The sequence below is a fragment of the Paenibacillus thiaminolyticus genome, assembly GCF_007066085.1.
Taxonomy (GTDB): domain Bacteria; phylum Bacillota; class Bacilli; order Paenibacillales; family Paenibacillaceae; genus Paenibacillus_B; species Paenibacillus_B thiaminolyticus.
Genome location: NZ_CP041405.1, coordinates 3258071 through 3276446 on the forward strand (window position 1 = coordinate 3258071; position 18376 = coordinate 3276446).

General features: G+C 49.3%; 18 protein-coding genes. All 18 read right to left on the reverse strand.

Going from position 1 to position 18376, the window contains the following annotated elements; all coding sequences use genetic code 11:
• Positions 1–82: 82 nt before the first annotated feature.
• Entirely contained in the window at positions 83–898 is an 816-nt protein-coding gene (locus FLT43_RS14620; RefSeq protein WP_087440228.1) for a flagellin N-terminal helical domain-containing protein, read from the reverse strand.
• Between the two features lie 159 nt (positions 899–1057).
• On the reverse strand, positions 1058–2884 hold the full coding sequence (locus FLT43_RS14625; RefSeq protein ID WP_181823468.1) for an IS1182 family transposase: 1827 nt from the start codon (positions 2882–2884) through the stop codon (positions 1058–1060).
• Positions 2885–3035: 151 nt separating this feature from the next.
• Positions 3036–3851 carry a flagellin N-terminal helical domain-containing protein gene (locus tag FLT43_RS14630; protein WP_087444318.1) on the reverse strand — a complete coding sequence of 272 codons (816 nt, stop codon included), beginning with the start codon at positions 3849–3851 and terminating at the stop codon, positions 3036–3038.
• 103 nt (positions 3852–3954) lie between these two features.
• A complete protein-coding gene (locus FLT43_RS14635; RefSeq protein ID WP_087444319.1) occupies positions 3955–4329 on the reverse strand; it encodes a GMP synthase in 375 nt (124 codons plus the stop codon).
• The gene (fliS, locus tag FLT43_RS14640; RefSeq protein WP_087444320.1) at positions 4322–4723 is read right to left on the reverse strand and encodes a flagellar export chaperone FliS; all 402 of its coding nucleotides are present in this window, start codon (positions 4721–4723) and stop codon (positions 4322–4324) included. The genes FLT43_RS14635 and fliS overlap by 8 nt, the downstream gene beginning before the upstream one ends.
• Positions 4724–4743: 20 nt before the next feature.
• On the reverse strand, positions 4744–6213 hold the full coding sequence (gene fliD / locus FLT43_RS14645) for a flagellar filament capping protein FliD (protein WP_087444321.1): 1470 nt from the start codon (positions 6211–6213) through the stop codon (positions 4744–4746).
• A gap of 18 nt (positions 6214–6231) precedes the next feature.
• Entirely contained in the window at positions 6232–6615 is a 384-nt protein-coding gene (locus tag FLT43_RS14650) for a flagellar protein FlaG (protein ID WP_087444322.1), read from the reverse strand.
• A gap of 63 nt (positions 6616–6678) precedes the next feature.
• Entirely contained in the window at positions 6679–6927 is a 249-nt protein-coding gene (csrA, locus tag FLT43_RS14655) for a carbon storage regulator CsrA (protein ID WP_087444323.1), read from the reverse strand.
• A gap of 1 nt (position 6928) precedes the next feature.
• Complete coding sequence (fliW, locus tag FLT43_RS14660) at positions 6929–7378, reverse strand: flagellar assembly protein FliW (RefSeq protein WP_087444324.1); 450 nt, start codon at positions 7376–7378, stop codon at positions 6929–6931.
• Complete coding sequence (locus tag FLT43_RS14665; RefSeq protein WP_087444325.1) at positions 7375–7776, reverse strand: DUF6470 family protein; 402 nt, start codon at positions 7774–7776, stop codon at positions 7375–7377. The genes fliW and FLT43_RS14665 overlap by 4 nt, the downstream gene beginning before the upstream one ends.
• 21 nt (positions 7777–7797) lie before the next feature.
• The gene (flgL, locus tag FLT43_RS14670; protein ID WP_087444326.1) at positions 7798–8712 is read right to left on the reverse strand and encodes a flagellar hook-associated protein FlgL; all 915 of its coding nucleotides are present in this window, start codon (positions 8710–8712) and stop codon (positions 7798–7800) included.
• A 40-nt stretch (positions 8713–8752) separates the two neighbouring features.
• A complete protein-coding gene (gene flgK / locus FLT43_RS14675) occupies positions 8753–10321 on the reverse strand; it encodes a flagellar hook-associated protein FlgK (protein ID WP_087444327.1) in 1569 nt (522 codons plus the stop codon).
• Positions 10322–10348: 27 nt separating this feature from the next.
• Positions 10349–10849, reverse strand: coding sequence for a flagellar protein FlgN (locus FLT43_RS14680; RefSeq protein ID WP_244194333.1), 501 nt, complete (start codon positions 10847–10849; stop codon positions 10349–10351).
• A 14-nt stretch (positions 10850–10863) separates the two neighbouring features.
• The gene (flgM, locus tag FLT43_RS14685; protein WP_087444329.1) at positions 10864–11139 is read right to left on the reverse strand and encodes a flagellar biosynthesis anti-sigma factor FlgM; all 276 of its coding nucleotides are present in this window, start codon (positions 11137–11139) and stop codon (positions 10864–10866) included.
• Between the two features lie 186 nt (positions 11140–11325).
• Positions 11326–11736, reverse strand: coding sequence for a TIGR03826 family flagellar region protein (locus FLT43_RS14690; RefSeq protein ID WP_087444330.1), 411 nt, complete (start codon positions 11734–11736; stop codon positions 11326–11328).
• A gap of 124 nt (positions 11737–11860) precedes the next feature.
• Positions 11861–12772, reverse strand: coding sequence for a ComF family protein (locus FLT43_RS14695; RefSeq protein WP_087444331.1), 912 nt, complete (start codon positions 12770–12772; stop codon positions 11861–11863).
• Positions 12765–14843: an ATP-dependent helicase ComFA gene (locus FLT43_RS14700; RefSeq protein WP_087444332.1), complete on the reverse strand. Its 2079-nt coding sequence runs from the start codon at positions 14841–14843 to the stop codon at positions 12765–12767. The genes FLT43_RS14695 and FLT43_RS14700 overlap by 8 nt, the downstream gene beginning before the upstream one ends.
• Before the next feature lie 207 nt (positions 14844–15050).
• Complete coding sequence (locus tag FLT43_RS14705; RefSeq protein ID WP_087444333.1) at positions 15051–18089, reverse strand: YhgE/Pip domain-containing protein; 3039 nt, start codon at positions 18087–18089, stop codon at positions 15051–15053.
• Positions 18090–18376: the final 287 nt, after the last annotated feature.

Genomic DNA, 18376 nt, shown 5'->3' on the forward strand with positions numbered 1-18376 from the left:
TTTTATGGAGGGGGCATGTCAGGGCATAAAAATAGGCGCTTTCCGCAATTTGCGAAAGCGCCCGGGTTACACCAATTTTCTTTTAGCCTAAAAGTTTCAAAACAGATTGTGGAGCAGAGTTAGCTTGAGCCAGCATTGCTGTACCCGCTTGAACCAGAATTTGATTACGAGTAAAGTCTGTCATTTCTTTCGCCATATCAGCGTTGCGGATACGGGATTCAGAAGCGGACAGGTTCTCAGCGGTTACGCCCAAATTGTTAATGGTGTGTTCCAGACGGTTCTGTACCGCACCAAAAGCTGCGCGTTGCTCAGCAACTGTGTTAATCGCCGCTGCAATTGTGGAAAGAGCGTTGCTTGCTGCAGTTTGCGTGCTAATGCTCAAGTTCGCCACTTTTAATTCAGCAGCTCTCATGTCCTTCAGTTCGGCAGTTAACGAATTTCCCTTTTCAACGCCAATTTGGAAGCTGACACTTGCGCCAGTATTCAGCAATTTAATTCCATTAAAGTTCGTGGAACTTGCAATATTGTCGATTTCTGCAAGCAATGCATCCACTTCTTTTTGGGTGTTGGCACGGTCTTGCGCATCATAAGTACCTGTAGCAGCTTGGTTTGCCAACGTGTTCAAGCGTTGCAGCATGGAGTGTACTTCTGTCAAAGCGCCCTCAGCCGTTTGAATCAGGGAGATACCGTCTTGCGCGTTGCGCATTGCTTGGTTCATGCCACCGATTTGGAAACGCATTTTTTCAGAGATAGCGAGACCTGCCGCATCGTCTGCCGCACGGTTGATGCGGAAGCCGGAAGACAATTTTTCCATTGTCTTGCCCATTGCTGTGTTGTTCATGCCCAGGTTGCGGTGAGCATTGATTGCGCCCACATTCGTGTTAATAAACATCGACATTCTTCATCATCCTCCATGATATCATTATGGGGCCACTTCCTTGCGGCCTATCTTATATATCGAGTAATGATCATGCATTTTTTATACCTGGAACAAAAAAATTTATAGTGAGTGACATTTATCGCGATATCCAACTCTAACACCGAGGAGAAAGACAGTCTATACAGCATCAGAGTCACACAAACAATTATCTTTATGGATACATAAAAAGGGGCTGTCTAATAAGTCCCCAAAATAAAAAGTTGGGCGAGAAAACGTAAGGTTTTCCGTCCAACTTTTTTTGTTCTTTCGCTTTTGCAGGAACGTAACGAGGCGGATGCCCGCCACCTTCAGTAGATTGTGGGCCAAAGCCACAATCCCAAATTCGGTGTGCACCTTCTCCATCCCTCGCAAGGAGAACCGACAGAACGAGCGATTGCCCTTGATGTGACCAAATACGCTTTCTACCTCGACTTTACGCCGAGCATAGATCGCGGATCTCTCGTCATCCTCAAGGGCTTTTTTGGCCTTTGCTTTTAATTCTTCCCAGATCGTATTCCAGTGTACCTGGCGGTTCCCCTTGGCCTTGGTGCAGCTCGCCTTGAGTGGACAATCACTGCAATCTTCACATTCATAAATTTTGAAGCTTTGCTCCAGGCCAGACGCGTTTTTCTTCGTTTGGTATTTCTTAAAGCGAACGTACTGGCCATTCGGGCAAATAAATCGGTCATCGTGCTCTTCATACGTCCAGTTGGAGGCATGCCGGATGTCCTTCTTGTAGCGACGCGTTTTCTCTTTCATATAACTGCCGTAAGGAATGAGAAAATCAAAGTGTGGCTGTTTTTCTTCCCCCACTGCATACAAGTAATTTTCCTTGCTGCCATAGCCTGCATCAGCAATCACCGTTTTGGGCATCGGCAAAGTAGACGCAGCCAATCGCTCCATATGCGGGATGAAGCAACGCGTGTCGGTGGGACGCTGGTGGATGCTGTAAAATAAAACGAACTGGTTTTCTGTCGCCATTTGCACATTGTAACCCGGTTTCAGCTGACCATTCTTCATGTGGTCTTCCTTCATCCGCATAAACGTGGCGTCCGGATCGGTTTTGGAGTAGCTGTTGCGATCGCCAAAGCACGCCTTTTGCTGCTCATACTTGGCGAGCCGAGGAAGAAAGTCCTCCCGAATTTGTTTCAGTGGCTGCTTCAGGGCACTGCGCTCTTTGCGTAAGGCCTTCCTCGCTTCGCTGTCGTTTGCCTGAGCCATTTGTTCGGTGAAATCCTCCACCTTTTCTTCCAGTAGGGCGGCTGCTTCTTCGAGTCTTGCAGGAAGTTCATCCGGGGCTTGCGCCGCGTTTTCGTCGGCTTCTTGCCGCGTGAGCGTATGAATATGCGCAAGGGTCGCCTGTACCTTTTGCTTGAGCTTCTCTTCGAAGTGAAGGGTGGATTTTTTCCACACAAAAGAATACTTGTTAGCATCAGCTTCGATCTTCGTGCCGTCTAAAAAGTAGTTCTCCATCGTGATGTAATTGTCTGCGATGAGCTTTCGGATCATCGTTTCAAACAGTTCGTCCATAAATGCTTTTATGCGCATGCCACGGAAATCGTTCAAGGTGCGGAAGTCGGGTTGCTGCATCGCTGCGAGCCACATAGCCGGGAGGTTTTCACGAAGCAGCTTTTCAATACCGCGACAAGAGTAGACCTTTTGCGAATAACCGTACAGGATGACTTTGAGCATCATTTTGGGATGGTAAGGGCTTCGGCCCCCGCCCACATAATGAGCGAACAACAACTCGTCAGGGATGGCTTCAATCATCTCATCAATGATGCGGGCCACATGATGGTCGGGGATAAGTACTCCCAGATCCAAAATCATGTGCATCTGCTTGTTATCGTAGGCTTTAAAGGTGGGAGCAAGTTTTCGTTTGGAAACCGTTTTTTCTTCCACATCCCCTAGAGGAAGTGTCACTTGCATGGTATACTGTTCAGTAGTAGTCGTCAGATTACGCATAAAAAACCGTCCTTTTTTGAATGATTGTGTGGTAACTTTCATTTTACAGGAAAAGACGGTTTTTTTGTGTATATTTTTCATATTCAACTAAAACGGGGCGTCCAGAAGTCAGTTTTCACTGACTTTCTGGACAGCCCCTTAAGGTAACTTATTAACCCAACAGCTTAAGAACAGATTGTGGAGCGGAATTAGCTTGAGCCAACATCGCAGTACCCGCTTGAACCAAGATTTGGTTGCGAGTAAAGTCTGTCATTTCTTTCGCCATATCAGCGTTGCGGATACGGGATTCAGAAGCGGACAGGTTCTCTGCAGTTACGCCCAAGTTGTTAATGGTGTGCTCCAGACGGTTTTGCACCGCACCAAAAGCTGCGCGTTGCTCAGCAACTGTATTAATCGCGTTCGAAATTGTTGCCAGAGCTGAACTAGCCTTCGCTTGTGTGCTGATGCTCAAACCACTTACACCGAGTGCAGTAGCTTTCATGTTCTTCAGGGCAGCAGTTAACGAATTTCCCTTTTCAACACCAATTTGGAAGCTAACATTTGTGTTAGCATTCAACAATTTAATTCCGTTAAAGTTTGTGGAATCTGCAATATTGTTGATTTCTTTAAGCAATGCATCTACTTCTTTTTGGGTGTTCTTACGATCATTATCATCATAAGTACCCGTAGCGGATTGGTTAGCCAACGTATTCAAACGTTGCAGCATGGAGTGTACTTCCGTCAATGCACCCTCAGCCGTTTGAATTAGGGAGATACCGTCTTGGGCATTGCGCATTGCTTGGTTCATGCCGCCGATTTGGAAACGCATTTTCTCGGAGATAGCGAGACCCGCCGCATCGTCCGCCGCACGGTTAATGCGGAAACCGGAAGACAATTTTTCCATTGTCTTGCCCATTGCTGTGTTGTTCATGCCTAGGTTGCGGTGAGCATTGATTGCGCCCACGTTTGTGTTAATAAACATCGACATTCTTCATCATCCTCCATGATTTCATTATGGGGCCACTTCCTTGCGGCCTATTATATATATCGAAATGTGCTCTTCCTTTTTTTATAGCTAGGATAAAAGCGGTTTATTTTTTTTCATCAAAATAATAAGCAACTTGATCTATTCTCCCCACACCTTGGTATGCGTTCATAATTGTCTTGCTTTGGCGAACGCCTTGGACTTGGGAACCCAGTTGACTTATTTGTCTTTCTATGCGATCGATTATAGACTGGTAAAGCACCTGGAGCGTCTGACAACGTATAGCTTCCTGGTTTCTTTCTTCCTCGGTAAGCATTTCTGTATCGCCAGAGGATATATATTCCTTCAGTTGATCCCATTTTTCCGTAAAATGAAGGAAAGCTGACTCCTGCCATTCTCGCTCCTTTATCTCAAGGATATATTGTTGGCATAGATCGATCATCTCATCATAGGTAGCAATTCTTTTCCGAATATCATGCATAATTTTGACCCGCCGTAATATCTTTGCCGATCGTTTCCCATGCGTCTTTGACAGATTGAATTACTGCTTTGGCTTCCCTTAGCGGCTGTGCTGATTTTTGGATATTAGCTTGAACTAATTGGTCAATGACATATAAATACAAGTTTTTAAGGTTTTGTGCTACTTCGCCGCCTTCGCGTTCATTCAAACAAGCAATCAACTCATAAATGATATCCTGCACCTTCAAAATATGCTGGTGAGCTGACAAGGGATTGCCTTCTGCAAGTGCAGTTTCCGCCTGATTCGTATACTTTAGCGCCCCATAATACAGCATTAGGATTAATTTATGAGGAGAAGCTGTTTCATATTTATTTTTTTGGTATGCTTGATAACCGGCGGTCATATTCGTATACATCTATTCATCCCCTTAACCCACTAGCTTTGCTTAGACAAACCATTGATTTGACTGGTCAACCAGGACTTTTCGTTATTCAATTTACTCATAGCTACTTCCATTGCTGTAAATTGTCTCTTTAATTGCTGCTCTTTCAATGTGAGACGATCTTCCATTTTGCTCATTGATTCCGTGATAAAAGAGATTTCAGAATCATAGCCATTCACGCGGGATTGTAAAATTCCGTTAGCCTTGCTTGTCCAAGTACGAAGCTCTTCACTTAGTATTGTAGCGATTCCCTGCTTCTTGTTTCCCGAACTGTCGGTCTCATCTGTATTAAACATAGCTATTACTTTTTCTGGGTCACGCTCCAGGGCTTCTTTAAACTTCTTTTGATCAAAAACGATCTCCCCCGTCATGTCGGCCCCTTTTTTGTCCTTATCGATTTCTATACCAAGGTCAGCCAACGTGCCGAGGCCAGCAATATTGCTTGACATCCAACTCCCTAGTTCCATGTCCAACTGGCGCAATGTCGAATCACCCTGAAGCGTTGTTTTCCGGTAGGGTGTTTTATCATCCTTTGGTTTTTCTTCTGGCTTGGCCATGCCATCCCGAATCAGCTTGCGAACTTCGTTAAATGCCTCCACGAATCCTTTGACCTTCTCAAGGACCTTGTCTGAGTCTTGTCCAACCGTGATCATCGCCGAAGATACTTTTTGTAACTGCAACGTGACGCCTTCAATGACGCCTTTGACTTCGTTAGAAGAGCTTGTAACAGACAAACCATTTACCGTCAATTCCGCATCCTTTGCGGGTTGAACCTCCTGGAGTTTATTGTCCGTTCCGTTTACCAAGCCCAAAGAATTCAATATGTTAACGCCAGGGCTGATCTCGCTGCCGGTAATTCCGATTCCGGAAGAGCCGCCGCTACCTTGATAGAAATTATTCTCAACTCCTGTTTTGGTCGAAGTAAGCACCAAGGTCTTGTTGCCTGGAGAGGTTTCTACCAATGAAGCAGAGACGGTCTTGCTATTTCTATTAATGTCATTTTTAAGATTCTCCAGCATTTCGCCATACGTCGAACCTGATAGTTTAACCTCAACTTCTTTACCATCGGCCTCGTGAAAAGTAATGGTCTGGCCTTCAAGGGAAGACGAATCACCTTTAACATCGAATGCGTTTGCTTTTAAAACATGTGACTGCGCTAACTGGGTCACGGTTACCTGATAGTTCCCAGTTACAGCATTATCGGAGCCGGCAGCTTTTACGGCCTGCTCATCTGAGCTTTTGGTCGATGTCAGCTTGAAGTTCGCGTTCAATGTTAAATCAGCAGCTTTATCGCGCAGTGTAGATAATTTGGTATTTAAGTTGCGAAAATATGACTGAAATCCTGAAAAGTCATTTTTCTTCTGCTCCAGATTGTTATACGGGATTCTCTCCAACATCATTAATTTTTCAATCATCAACCCGGTATCCAAGCCGGAAGCAAGGCCGCCAATACTAAATCCCATTGTTATTACCACCTTTCTTTATACTTTTTTATCCAAAAACAAGCCAATGAGCTCTTTCATCTTGACCGACAAATCTATCAAAAATTCCGGAGGCAAACTTGCTATGACTTCCTTCGTTTTCTTATCGATTACTTCGACATATAATTCCTTAGCGTCATCGTGGTATTTAAAATGAATCTCTTTGCCGGAGCTGGCAATTGACTCATTCAACTCCTCCACCTTTTTTTGAAGATCCTGCTTATCTTCGATGCTCATATTTATGTAATCCAAGGTTGCTCCAGCTTGAGGAGAAGCTGACTCCCCGTGCATTTCCTTGTTGAGCACATTTTTCAAGGATTGAATGGTTGACCGATGAACCTGTAAGTCTAAACCCGCGGTGTCTGTACGATGAATGCTGCTCATCTATATCCACCTCACTATTTCAACACGCCTATTTTTCCTTGCATTAAGGCTGCTTTACCATACTCATTTTTTAAATTTCTTTAAAATCTCAATCATATTGATATCCTCTTTCTCGCTAGCGCCCTTAGTGGTCTCGACAGCGGAAGAATTCTCTTGTACAATGCTCTCATACAATTCCTTCCGCATGATTTGCACATTTTTCGGAGCAACAAAACCAAGCTTGACATACTCTCCTTCCACGCCAAGCACGCGAACTTCAATCTCGTCGCCGATCATAACCGTCTCGCCGATTTTTCGCTTCAGCACCAGCATCCTATTCTCCCCTTCCTTGAATAAAATGCCGGACGGGAAGATTAGAGTCTGCGATGATATACTGGCAGCCCTTCTGTGTTTTCGGCGAGAAGAGGACGGGGGCTCTTAAATTCACGCTAATCGCATCGTTAATGATATTAACGACGAGCATGGTTACAACTTCTTCAGACATTTGAACACCCAGAGCTTCCACGGTATCCTGGTCGATAGGAAAGCTGTAGTTCTGAACATATTCCGCCGGAATTAAGATAAAGCTTCGTTCCTCCTCCATCGCATGGAGAATATAGAAGACCGATTCATCGTATGGCATTAAGGCGTATCGGGTAATCGATTGAAACCCGATCATGCCTTTGACGAACTCGTAGATCTGATGAGGTTCAGGATGAAGAGCCCCGTAATTGGAACTATGGATCGTAACATTTGATGCGACTGAATCATTGGTTGATGTCATTCCCGAACAACACCTTTCGTTTGCACTTCAATTTCCGGCGGATAAACCCGAATATCGATGGCTACGCTTTGGGAAGGCAGCGCATAGAGCCGCACTTCTTTTTGGCCTTTTTGCATATAACGCTCAAATGCGATCTGGCCGAAGGTCGTTTTCGACTTGGCGATATTGCCAAGTTGGTCGCCCTCTTGCGCTTTCTGTTGCGTAGCCTGGACAGCCACTTGTATCGCCTCGTTTTTCCGCTCGCTGGCCGCAACGGAAGGCCGCTGCAGCCCCAGCTCGTCCCATACCGGCTGCCAATCCGCCTCCATCTCGACGGGACGCTGACGTATCGTTAACTCGGCAGGCTCATAGCGGAAGGAATACGATTGAATCTGTCTCGTAATATCCGATATATTCATTAAGGTTCAACCCTTCTCCAATTAACGAATAAAGTCAATCAGCGACACCTGCATAATCCGCGCCCCGGTTGCCAAGGCCGCCTGCATCACGTTTTCCTGCGTCTTCAGAGCGATAATCGCCTCCGGCATATCGACATCGGCAACCTGGCCGCGCTCTGTCTTCAGACTCACCTTATCATCCGCGAGGCGATTCTCCATCAGCTCGAAACGGTTCATTCGTGCCCCAATCTCAGACCACTGCGTGTTAATGCGGTCGGAGGAGGCGTCAATCCGCTCCAATCCATTCAACAGCCCGTCAATGTCATTCTCCTCTGCCGCTTTGATCATATCGTCCATCATCTGAAACACATTATCATTATCTTTATCGATCGGATTCGTGGTATCGATGGCCTTGCCAAATATCAATTCGCCTGTAATGCTCACCGGGACCGTAACCGCGGGACTTACATTCAATCTATAAATCCCTTCATCGGTCGTTTCTGTCGCCGCTCCGGCACTCGTATAAGGCGGAATATCGGTCTTTTGTCCGTTGAATAGATAACGGCCGTTATAGGAACTATTTCCAATCATGACAAGCTGCTCCTTGAGCTGCTTCAGTTCCGCAGCATTGGCTACACGGGCATCATCCGGCGTCGTCCCTGTCGATCCTTGCTGCACCAGCGTGCGTACCCGCTTCAGCACATCGCTCGCCTGCTGCATCAAGGAATCCATTGTCCGCAGCATTCCCGTTCCCATCTGCGCATTCGCTGTAAACTCATCATTGCGGTTCAGCTCGCTGTCATACCGCATCTGATAGCCGATGCCGACCGGATCATCGCCTGGCCGATGAATGCGTTGACCGGAAGATAGCTTATTATTCAGATCAATCGCATTGCTGTTCATATATCGCATATTGCGAAGCAACTGCGTATTTTGCATAGCACTCGTTACGCGCATCCCTGTTCCTCCTTAAATAACATGCTTCCTTCATTTAACGTTAACGGCCAACGACACCCATCTGATTAATGACCCGATCCAGCATCTCATCCACCGTCGTCATGTTCCGTGCCGCCGCATTATAAGCATGCTGGAAGCGAATCATGTCTGCCATCTCTTCGTCCAGCGACACGCCGCTCACCGATTGCCGGCGGTATTGCACGGAATCGACCATATCGCTCTGCACCTTGACATTCCGTTCCGCGTTCGTTGCCCGCGTTCCCAGGTCACCCATAATCGCGCGGTAATAATCATCTACCGAGCCAGTAGATAACGATGTCATATCGGCCGGATAGTTGAATGATTTATCGCGAAGCGAAGCCAATGCATGCGCAATGACACTATTCCCCTTAACCGTCACGTTCTGCCCGTTCACGGTGTCATAGCGGCCGGAAGCCGCGATATTGCTAACGTTATTCACGATGTCGACATTGACCTGAATATTGCTGAGGGAAAATTCGCCGCCATCCGTCGTCGTAAAGAATGGAATGCCCGACTTGGCGGGATCTGACAACGTATAGCCCAGACTGTGCAGACCGTTAAATCCGTTCACTTGCACCGTCGCAGGTCCCTTCAAGATGGAGCCGGCCGGAATTGTGCCGCCCGCCGGGATCGTCGCCCCGCTCTCCAGCTCCACGGCGCTCTTGGCAACGAGATTCGAGGCAGCCACATAGCCTGCCGCCAGCTCGACATCCACCGTGCCGGTTACCATCGTTCTAACCATCGCATTCATCTGATTACGCACCCGATCGACTTCAGCAAGCGATTGCGAGTAGCCATGAAGTTGTCCTGCCGTAGCGGCTGCATCTGCCGTAATTGGCGTCGATTCTCCGTTCTCGACAACCATCACACCGCCCGCTAGGATGGTAATATCTCCTCCCTCTCCATCGGTCACCTGCACATCAATGATGGTCGAGAGTTGATCAATCAACAAGTCGCGCTGATCCCGGAAATCGTTGGCATTGTCTCCCATGCCTTCCACGCGCTTAATCGTATCCGTCAAGCTTGCTATATTTGCGATAATATCATTCGCTTCGTTCACTTTGATGTTGATGCTGGACTGGGTATCATTCTCCAGCTTGGTCAGCGACTCATCGATATGCTTCAGCATATTGGTGAAGTTAGAGGCCGCACCGACCACTTCGACGCGCGCACTGAGCAGAGAGGGGTCGCGATTGAGGACTTCCCAGGAGTTCCAGAACTTATCCATGACACTGCGCAAGCCATTATCCGACGGTTCATTGAAAAAACCTTCAATCGAACGTATCGTATTATCGATAATACTCCACGAACCAAGCGTCTCGTTCTCTCTGCGGAATTGAAGATCGAGGAAGCTGTCGCGGATACGGGTAATGCTGTCGTACTGCACGCCAGTTCCCAACTGCCCCGGTGCCACACTGTTATACATCCCCGGCATCGCCAGCGGCCGGGTCGCAGAGGCATTCACCCGCTGCCGCGTATAACCGTCCGTGGACGCATTGGCGATGTTATGTCCCAAAGTCTGCATCATTGTCGATTGGACGAACAAGGACCGCTTGCTCGTCTCCAGTCCGTGAAAGGTTGATCTCATCTTCGTTCGTTCCCTTCCTTCATTCGTCTATGCACGCGTATCCATCATGCCGGGCCTGCTATATTGAGGAGCAGCTTGCTCCGGACGGCGGTACAACATGTCTTGATCGGAATAATCTATATGCAAATTAAGCTGATATTCGATAAAATGAATGGACTGCTGAATGAGCGTCTGGTTATGGTCATTGATGAACTTTAAATTTTCCAGCACCGTCCGGATACGTTCTTGCACGGCAAGCATCTCTTGCCGCTCATTAGCTTCGAAAATCAGCTTTGTAATCTCGGTCACCGTAAGCTTCAACTGCGATTTAATCCCCTTCGATTGCAGGAACGACTGCACCGCCTCTTCCCGCTCCTGTTCCAGGGAAGCAAGCTGCTTCAAGCATTTTGATTCCTGCTGGGACAGCTTGACCAAGTTATTGATGTCGTTCTGAATAATCACCTGGGTCTTGGCTTCCCCGATACGGACGAGCTCTGAATAGAGATCCTCCATGCGGCTCAATAATTCCACAATTGGCGCTGCGCTCACATTCGTTCCTCCGCTCATTCAGTTTCTTTGCGAAACAGGGGAAGCAGCTTCTCTGCAATCTTGTCGGCAGCGACATGATATGTCCCTGTCTGTACGGCCTGCTTCAGTTCAGCAATGCGCTCCTGTCGGGCCGGATGGTTCACCCGGTTTTGCGCGTCCAGCATTTCCTTCGCTTCGGTCGATATCGTCAATTCATCCTTGCGGGATGATTTCTGAGAGATTCTCTCGGCCGACTGCTGCTTCTGATAATATTGGATCGCTCCGACGCGCTGCGTTTCATTAATCTTCATCATTACACCTCGTTTCACACGGCAGACGGCCGTTCATCCGGCTCGCATCCCGTACTCGTTCCAACTTGTTACCTTCTATTGTAAGGCATATCCGTATACATAGACAAAACCGATAACCTTTACTAAGATTATCGGTTCCGTGTCAAGGAAAATTTAGTTCTCATCAAAAGAAGTTCATGCCACGGCCTATTTGCTGCGGGACGGGTCAAAAGCCTGGTACGCTCTCGTTCCGGAGGCCGCTTCTCCCTTGTCCGGCTCCTTCGCAATGCCCGCTTCCTGTATTTGCCGAACCAGCCTCGTCCGGCATGGCTCGCACATATGCCCTTCCCGAATCGGGTTGCCGCACACTTCACAATCATATGTCAAATTCGGAGCCTGGTATTCTGAGATGCGTCCTTCCCGGATGAACTGCGTAATCTGGCGCGGACTGACCTTCGTCTCTTCGCTTAGCTCATGCATTGAAGCATGCCGCTTCTCACGTAAATAGGCCACGCACCGTTCATACTCCTGTTCAATCTCCTTCAGACATGCAGGGCAGATGTCCCTGAATGCCTTGGCGAATAGCCTGCCGCAGCGCGGACAATTGCTCAATTCCATCTTCTCGCCCCCTTCTATGCCGTTGAATTCATCATAACTTATTCATCGACAGAAAACGAGAGGATTTTTACTAAACAATGCATATTCAAACAGGGGAAATCCAGTAGAGAACACCCTTTCTTATTCAAGCTCTCGCCCACGTGTAGCTGGCTGTATGTACCGGGATAGAAAAGACGTCGTTCAGCCGCGAAAGCTGACGGGCACAAGCGCGGAGCGTGCTTCCTGTCGTATACACGTCATCAATGATGAGAATGCGGATCTGCCTCCGCCGGTTAATCATTCCCACCGAGGCCGAAGTTAGAGCTCGCGCAGCAACAGCGGGCGCATGCCTGTTCAACACGAAAGCTTCGGCTGCACTCCGCTCCCGCCCCTTACGCTCCTGCTTGCTCTGCTTCTCCCCATCCAGCTTCCGGTCAAGCAAGGCCACGACCGGACGGCTCCAAGCCTGACCCAGCAGACGGGCCAGCCGTTCTGCCTGGTTGAACCCGCGCACCTGCAGCCGCGCATCCGTAGACGGCACATAAGTGACGAGGTCGGGCAGCATCTCCTCCAATGGAGTTCCCCACAGCCACTTCCTCAGCCTTCGGACTGACCGATTATCTTCTCCACCCTCCACCGGATATACAGAGCGAAACAGCATCGAATAGGATGCCAGCATCATAACAGCCATGACCGGCTCGTACCGGATATTTCCCCGGAACTTATAGTCCGCCAGCCACTGCTTCATCGCTTCATTATATCGGACCACGCTCCGGTTGGCGGACAAACCGTGAGAAGCTACCGGATCGCGGGCACAGTCGGGACAGCGAATGCCCCTACCGCAAGACATGCATCCAATCAATTGAATCCACGGAATATCTCTCAAGCATCTGCCGCATAGTTCTTTCGTCAACGCCGCTTCTCTTATTTCCTTATAACAAGCGGCTGCTGACGCGCCCAGCGCCTGGCCGCATACATTACACGGAATCACCCGCGGCCGCAACAGCCGCTGAAGCCTTCGTTCAAGCCAATGCCCCTGCGCTGCCGGTTCAGCCATTACGCCAACTCCTTTCAGAGTAGATGGGCAGCAGATAACCGTACCGTCTCGCCAGCCGGTTCATCCCGCGAATCTGCCGCACCGCCCTGCGCTGTGCCCGATTCCATTGCCGGGAACCGAAGACAACCGTGCCCGCCGGATCATCCTTCGATCGTCCGGCCCGGCCCGCCATCTGGACGAGCGATGCTTCATCGAACAGCTTATCATCCGCATCGAGAATGTACACGTCGCTCTTCGGCACTGTGACGCCCCGCTCCAAGATCGTCGTCGTGACCAGCATCCGAATGTCCCGCTCCCGGAAGCGGAGTACCCGGTCTCCGCGCTGCGCATCCGCTGCGGAAGTCCCCTCCACCCGTACCTCCGGGAATTGCCGCTGCAGCAGTTGCACGACACCTTCCACCTGCCGGATACGGGTGATGAAGATGAATACCTGCGCTCCCCGGCCAACCGATTCCGCCATACGGCGGAGCAATGCCCTAGGGAGCGCCCCACGCGCCAGGCACAACGCGACGGCCGGCATCGCAACTCTTGCCGGAACCGGCAGCGGATGCCGATGATACCGCACCGGCACCCGTGCATGCCGCAGCGTCCCGCGCCTAACCTGACGCTGCATCGCTTCCGGCGGCGTGGCCGACAGAAACACAAAAACGCCCCCTCGGCGGCATACTCGTTCTGCAGCGCGGTGGAGCATCGGATCATTATGATAAGGAAACGCATCCAGTTCATCAATAATAACGAGATCGAATGCCCGGTCGAACCGCAGCAGTTGATGGGTCGTCGCCAGCGTAATTCTGCCCTCTCCCCAACGCTCAGGGCTTCCGCCATACAGCGTCACGACCCGTTCTGCCGGAAAAGCCTTCTCAATCCGCGGCTTCAGCTCCAGTACCACATCCCGCCGCGGCGTCGCCACCAGCGCTCGGCCGCCGTGCAGGAGCGCATCCTCGATCAGCGGGAAGATCATCTCCGTCTTCCCCGCCCCGGTCACGGCCCAGAGCAGGAATGTGCCCGTTACAGCTTGTCCCGCATTGAGCGAACGTCCGCCACCTTTGTCCCGCCGCACCGAAGCGATATACTGCAGCGCATCCGTACTGGCGGCCTCCTGTGCCGGAGCCAGTCCCCATTTCGCGAGACGCGGTCCGAGCTCTTCTTCTCGGGCCGCTCTCCCGGACGCTGCCGCCGGCGGGCGGAAGGAAGATCCTGCTACGAGCAGCGAGCAGGATCGGATGCGTCCCAGATTCAGACAATGCGTGCAAGTCCGGCATTCCATGCTGCCGCAGGAAGCGCAGGCGGATACCGTCATATCCTCCGTGCTGCCGCAGCGATTGCACCGGTACACGGCGGAAGCTGTTCGCCAACGGGACATCGCCTTGCTTGCCCAGCGCTTGCCCTCATCCTCCACCGGCATAATGCCCGCTCGCACCTCCAACCAGCCGTGGAGACATCCCAGTTGAATAAACGTATGCCTAAGCGGAATCCATCCTTGCCAGCCCTTATCTTCCATAAGCGATACAAGCTCTTCGTCCGAGACGAGCCTGCCCTGCAGCGCTTCAGCCAGCTGCCATGCATCCGCTTGCAGTGATGCACGAAGCGCGCCTCCCGCTTCAGGAAGTCGCTCAAGAGCGGGCGCCTGTCGAGTGACTCTCTCTTCAATACGATACACTGCCGCGCTTTCTGCTACCCGGTACGCTTCCTGCCGACCTTCCTTCACCGCCTGCGCATTCGGCTCCGCATCCGGGGCTTCCAAGATCATCACCGTGAACCATTCCTCCTCCCCATGACGATCGGAATCGGTGAACAGGTACAACAATTCACGATAACTGTGCAGCGCATCGCGATAATATTTCGTCCAACCCCGCTTCCCCCACTGGTCCATCCCCTCGTTCTCGATGAAGTCCTCCAGCATCGCCAACCCGATAAATATCGGCAGGGCCGGCTGGAGCACGACCAGCTTCATCCCCCTTCGCTTTCCTCCCTCCTCCGACAGCCAGTAGCCTGCATCTACACGCCAGTCCAACGTCATCCCCGTATGCCATCCGCTCTCCGTTCTTACGGCGTAAACTCTTACTTGCACCCGTTCCCTCTCCTTCCTTAATTTCACGGCGCCGTCATGCGCTGTCGAAGTACAGCCTCATCCCGGCAGACACCAACAGACAACAAAAAAGCACACCCCACCCGCTGTCACGGAATGGCATGTGCTTCATGCTCTACGCCTTGATTGAATTATTTACCTAAATTGTATACGATGAAGCGGCAATTGACAACCCTAAATTGGAAATCTTTACAGCAGCTTGCTCTTCTTCGCCTTTTGCAAAAATTTATCGCTAGATTTATTAATCGTCTTCTTCAAGCCGACTCCCAGCACGAATGCAATCCCGATATAAATAAGCAGGATTAACATATGCTTGGTGACGACAGGCCACAGGATTCCCCCAACCGCTTCCCTCATAATCGTGATAGCATGGGTGAACGGTAAAAACGGATGCAGCTTCTGGAAGAAGGCCGGTGTCATTTGAATCGGAAATGTCCCGCCGGAGCTCGCCAGCTGGAATACGAGCAGCACGATGGATAATGCCTTCCCGACATTCCCAAACACGGATACAAGCGTGTATACAATGGTAACGAATATAATACTGATGTATATCCCGAATAGGACAAACCAAAATTTATGAAGAACATAGGTTTTCAAAAGAAACATATCGCCCAACGTGACAATCGTCGCCTGCCCGATACCCAGCGTAACAAACGTAAGCAGCCGGCCGAAATAAGCCTCATAACTCTTGTATTCATGCTTATTCTCAATATCGACAATCAGCATCGAAATCAGAAGCAGTCCGCCGACCCATAGCGCCAACGTGGTGAAGAACGGCGACATCGCCGAACCATAGTTCGGAATCGGGAACAGCTCATGCTCCTTCAGCAGCACAGGCTCCGCAAAGAAATCACTTTCTTGCTCCGCATCCCCAGTCAGCAGCTTGATGACTTCATCCAAATCGCCCGTTTCTTCAAAAGAACGAATTTTGGACGCAATATCCCTTACCTTTCTGCTAAGTTCCGGGAACTCTCCATTCACCTTGTTTAATTCCGTTTCGCCTAAGCGAACTTTGTCCTTCACCTCGGCCAAGGCCGATTCGATTTTCGGAATTGCGGCGAACAATTCGTTTTCAATTTTCCGGACGAATTCCAATCCTTCTCTGGACTTTTCCATCGAACGGTGGAAAGCAGGAACGACATCCTTATCAATCGTCTCCACCGCATCATCGATGGAGGCAGCCGCATCCTTCGTCACGGAGCTAATCTGAGTAAGCGTATCTTTCGTCGGCTTATTCGCATCGCCGGCAAAATCGCTGGCCCGAATTAATGCCTTCGATACATCTTCCATTCGGCTCTCTATGTTCCGAAGCTTCGCAATCACATCCTCAATCGCGCCGTCATCTACGGATCGTTTCATGTTTTCCGCAACATCGATTAATTTGCTTATCGCATTTTGGCCATCCTTCGTGCGCGCCGCCGCATTTCGAAGCTGATCTTCTACTTTATTGAAATCTTTGGCCAATAATTTATCCGTCAATTTCACGACGGAAACCGCGGCATCCTGTAATTTGCCTGATTTTTCGCGCGCCTCGTTCACGAGCTTCTCGATATTGCTGCGGGTTGTTTTAAATCCGGGAGCAATGACATTATCATAGCTGTCAGCCAACTGGCCGGCCATAATCTCCGCTTTGTCCAGAAACTTTCCAATCAGACTGCCCACAAGCTCTGGCACATTGTTGTTTTCAAGCTCTTTATTGATTTTATCCAGCAGCTCTTGCAGGCTCCCCGCGTTCGTTTTCATGTTATTCAACATGTCAATGAGCCATTGATAATCCGTACCCGTTAATTTGGAGATCTCCTCTACTTTTTCTATCAGTTTATCGAGCGATCCCAAGCTGTTTTCAAGTTGGCTTGCCGCTTCGGATAACGAGGCCGCAATCTCTTTCCACTTGTCGGCAATGGTGCTGCCATCTGCCTGTGCAAGCTGGTCCTTCGCCTTTTTGATCAGGTCTTGCACTTGGGTTAGTTGATCCCGGTATCGCTTGCCGGCCTGCTCCACATCATTCAGTGCCTTCGTCAGCGCGGGAACGATGCGATTATCCAGATCCGTTCGGAACTGTCCAATCAACTCATTGATTTTGATTGCCGTTCGCTGAATTTCCTTCAGCTTATCCACAGCAAGCTCTTTATTGTCGGCAACGGTACGGCGAGCTTTCTCCAATTGGTTATTCAAATCTTCCAATTTGTTTCTCATATCATAGAGTGAGGAGATCATGTCATTCATGACTCCGCCAGTGGTAAGAGAATGATTGACACTCTCGACTCTAGTAATTAGCTGCTGCAATGACCATATTCCTGCATTCACTTCATCGCTTTTTTTGCGCAGCTCCTGTTCCACGACGCGAAGATCAAGATTGGAATTAATCGCATCCGTCATGGCCGACATTTCGGACATCGTGTTTTGCAGGGCCTGCAGGTCCTTTTTGACCGTCGGGATGGTTTTCTCAAACGTTTCATCTCCCTTATCCAGGAGCCTTTCCACATCGGAATCAACAGCATCTTTTTTCTCTTTTTCGAAATCCTTGATTAAAGATAGGGCGGTTTCCGCTTTTTTGATAATGTCATCCGCCTTAATTAAATCAACTTGACCCTTCCGAATCATGCTTTCAATTTCAGGAATATTCTCTTCCAATTTGAAAAGATTATCCTTCATCTTCAAAATCGAAGGCTTGTTCCCTTCCAGCTCCACGCCAATCTCATTGAAAATATCAAAGATGGCGCCGTTCGCCTCTTTCACGAAATTGCTGCGGATCGTTGACGTTACACCCGTCGCCCCGGCCGATGTCACCTTTGGCGCGATGGCATTTACTTTTTCATTGATATAATAATCCAATTCCGCCTTCTCGGGATGACTCGATATGACCGAGGTGATTTTCTCGGAGAAATCCTCCGGAATGACGATGGCCGCATAATAATCCCCGTGGTTGACACCCTCCATCGCGTCCTCTTTATCTACGAACCGCCATCCTAATTTATCATTTTCCTTCAATGATTCGACGACCTTCCCGCCCACGTCGATGCTTTTATCCTGGACTTCGGCGCCCTTATCCAGATTGACAACGGCTACGGCTACATCCTTCGTATTGGCGTACGGATCCCAGGACGGAAGAATATTGAACCAGGCATATAAGGAAGGCAAAATGACTACCGCCAAAATGACAATAATTGCAGCCGGATTTTTAATGATGTTGCGAAGGTCTGTTATGTAAATTTTCAGTATATTCATCGTTCACCATACCCTGTCTTAAGCTGTTAATGTAATGAATCATTTGCTGCATAAATATTTCATGCCTTTACAAAAAGCCACTTAGATGCCGCCATAGAGCCACAAGCCGGCGTGAATTCATCGCTGTTTCCTCATCTCCAGAACCCCAGAACTAATTTGGATATTTAGTCAGACGTTCTAGCTATTATACTTGTTATAGTAGCAAACTGCAAGGAGCCGCTTCTAAAATAGGTATGCTGCTATCTGAATACTGCCGTCTTACCCCTCTCATAGAACAGAAAAAGATG

Excerpts from the sequence above, each read along its gene's own strand:
- FLT43_RS14630 (WP_087444318.1), bottom strand. The coding sequence starts at position 3,851 with ATGTCGATGTTTATTAACACAAACGTGGGCGCAATCAATGCTCACCGC.
- FLT43_RS14690 (WP_087444330.1), bottom strand. The coding sequence starts at position 11,736 with ATGGAATTGAGCAATTGTCCGCGCTGCGGCAGGCTATTCGCCAAGGCA.
- FLT43_RS14705 (WP_087444333.1), bottom strand. The coding sequence starts at position 18,089 with ATGAATATACTGAAAATTTACATAACAGACCTTCGCAACATCATTAAA.
- flgL (WP_087444326.1), bottom strand. The coding sequence starts at position 8,712 with ATGCGCGTAACGAGTGCTATGCAAAATACGCAGTTGCTTCGCAATATG.
- FLT43_RS14695 (WP_087444331.1), bottom strand. The coding sequence starts at position 12,772 with ATGGCTGAACCGGCAGCGCAGGGGCATTGGCTTGAACGAAGGCTTCAG.
- FLT43_RS14665 (WP_087444325.1), bottom strand. The coding sequence starts at position 7,776 with ATGAATATATCGGATATTACGAGACAGATTCAATCGTATTCCTTCCGC.
- csrA (WP_087444323.1), bottom strand. The coding sequence starts at position 6,927 with ATGCTGGTGCTGAAGCGAAAAATCGGCGAGACGGTTATGATCGGCGAC.
- fliS (WP_087444320.1), bottom strand. The coding sequence starts at position 4,723 with ATGTATACGAATATGACCGCCGGTTATCAAGCATACCAAAAAAATAAA.
- FLT43_RS14625 (WP_181823468.1), bottom strand. The coding sequence starts at position 2,884 with ATGCGTAATCTGACGACTACTACTGAACAGTATACCATGCAAGTGACA.
- FLT43_RS14620 (WP_087440228.1), bottom strand. The coding sequence starts at position 898 with ATGTCGATGTTTATTAACACGAATGTGGGCGCAATCAATGCTCACCGC.
- FLT43_RS14650 (WP_087444322.1), bottom strand. The coding sequence starts at position 6,615 with ATGAGCAGCATTCATCGTACAGACACCGCGGGTTTAGACTTACAGGTT.
- flgM (WP_087444329.1), bottom strand. The coding sequence starts at position 11,139 with ATGAAGATTAATGAAACGCAGCGCGTCGGAGCGATCCAATATTATCAG.
- fliD (WP_087444321.1), bottom strand. The coding sequence starts at position 6,213 with ATGGGATTTAGTATTGGCGGCCTTGCTTCCGGCTTGGATACCGGGTTG.
- FLT43_RS14635 (WP_087444319.1), bottom strand. The coding sequence starts at position 4,329 with ATGCATGATATTCGGAAAAGAATTGCTACCTATGATGAGATGATCGAT.
- fliW (WP_087444324.1), bottom strand. The coding sequence starts at position 7,378 with ATGACATCAACCAATGATTCAGTCGCATCAAATGTTACGATCCATAGT.
- flgK (WP_087444327.1), bottom strand. The coding sequence starts at position 10,321 with ATGAGATCAACCTTTCACGGACTGGAGACGAGCAAGCGGTCCTTGTTC.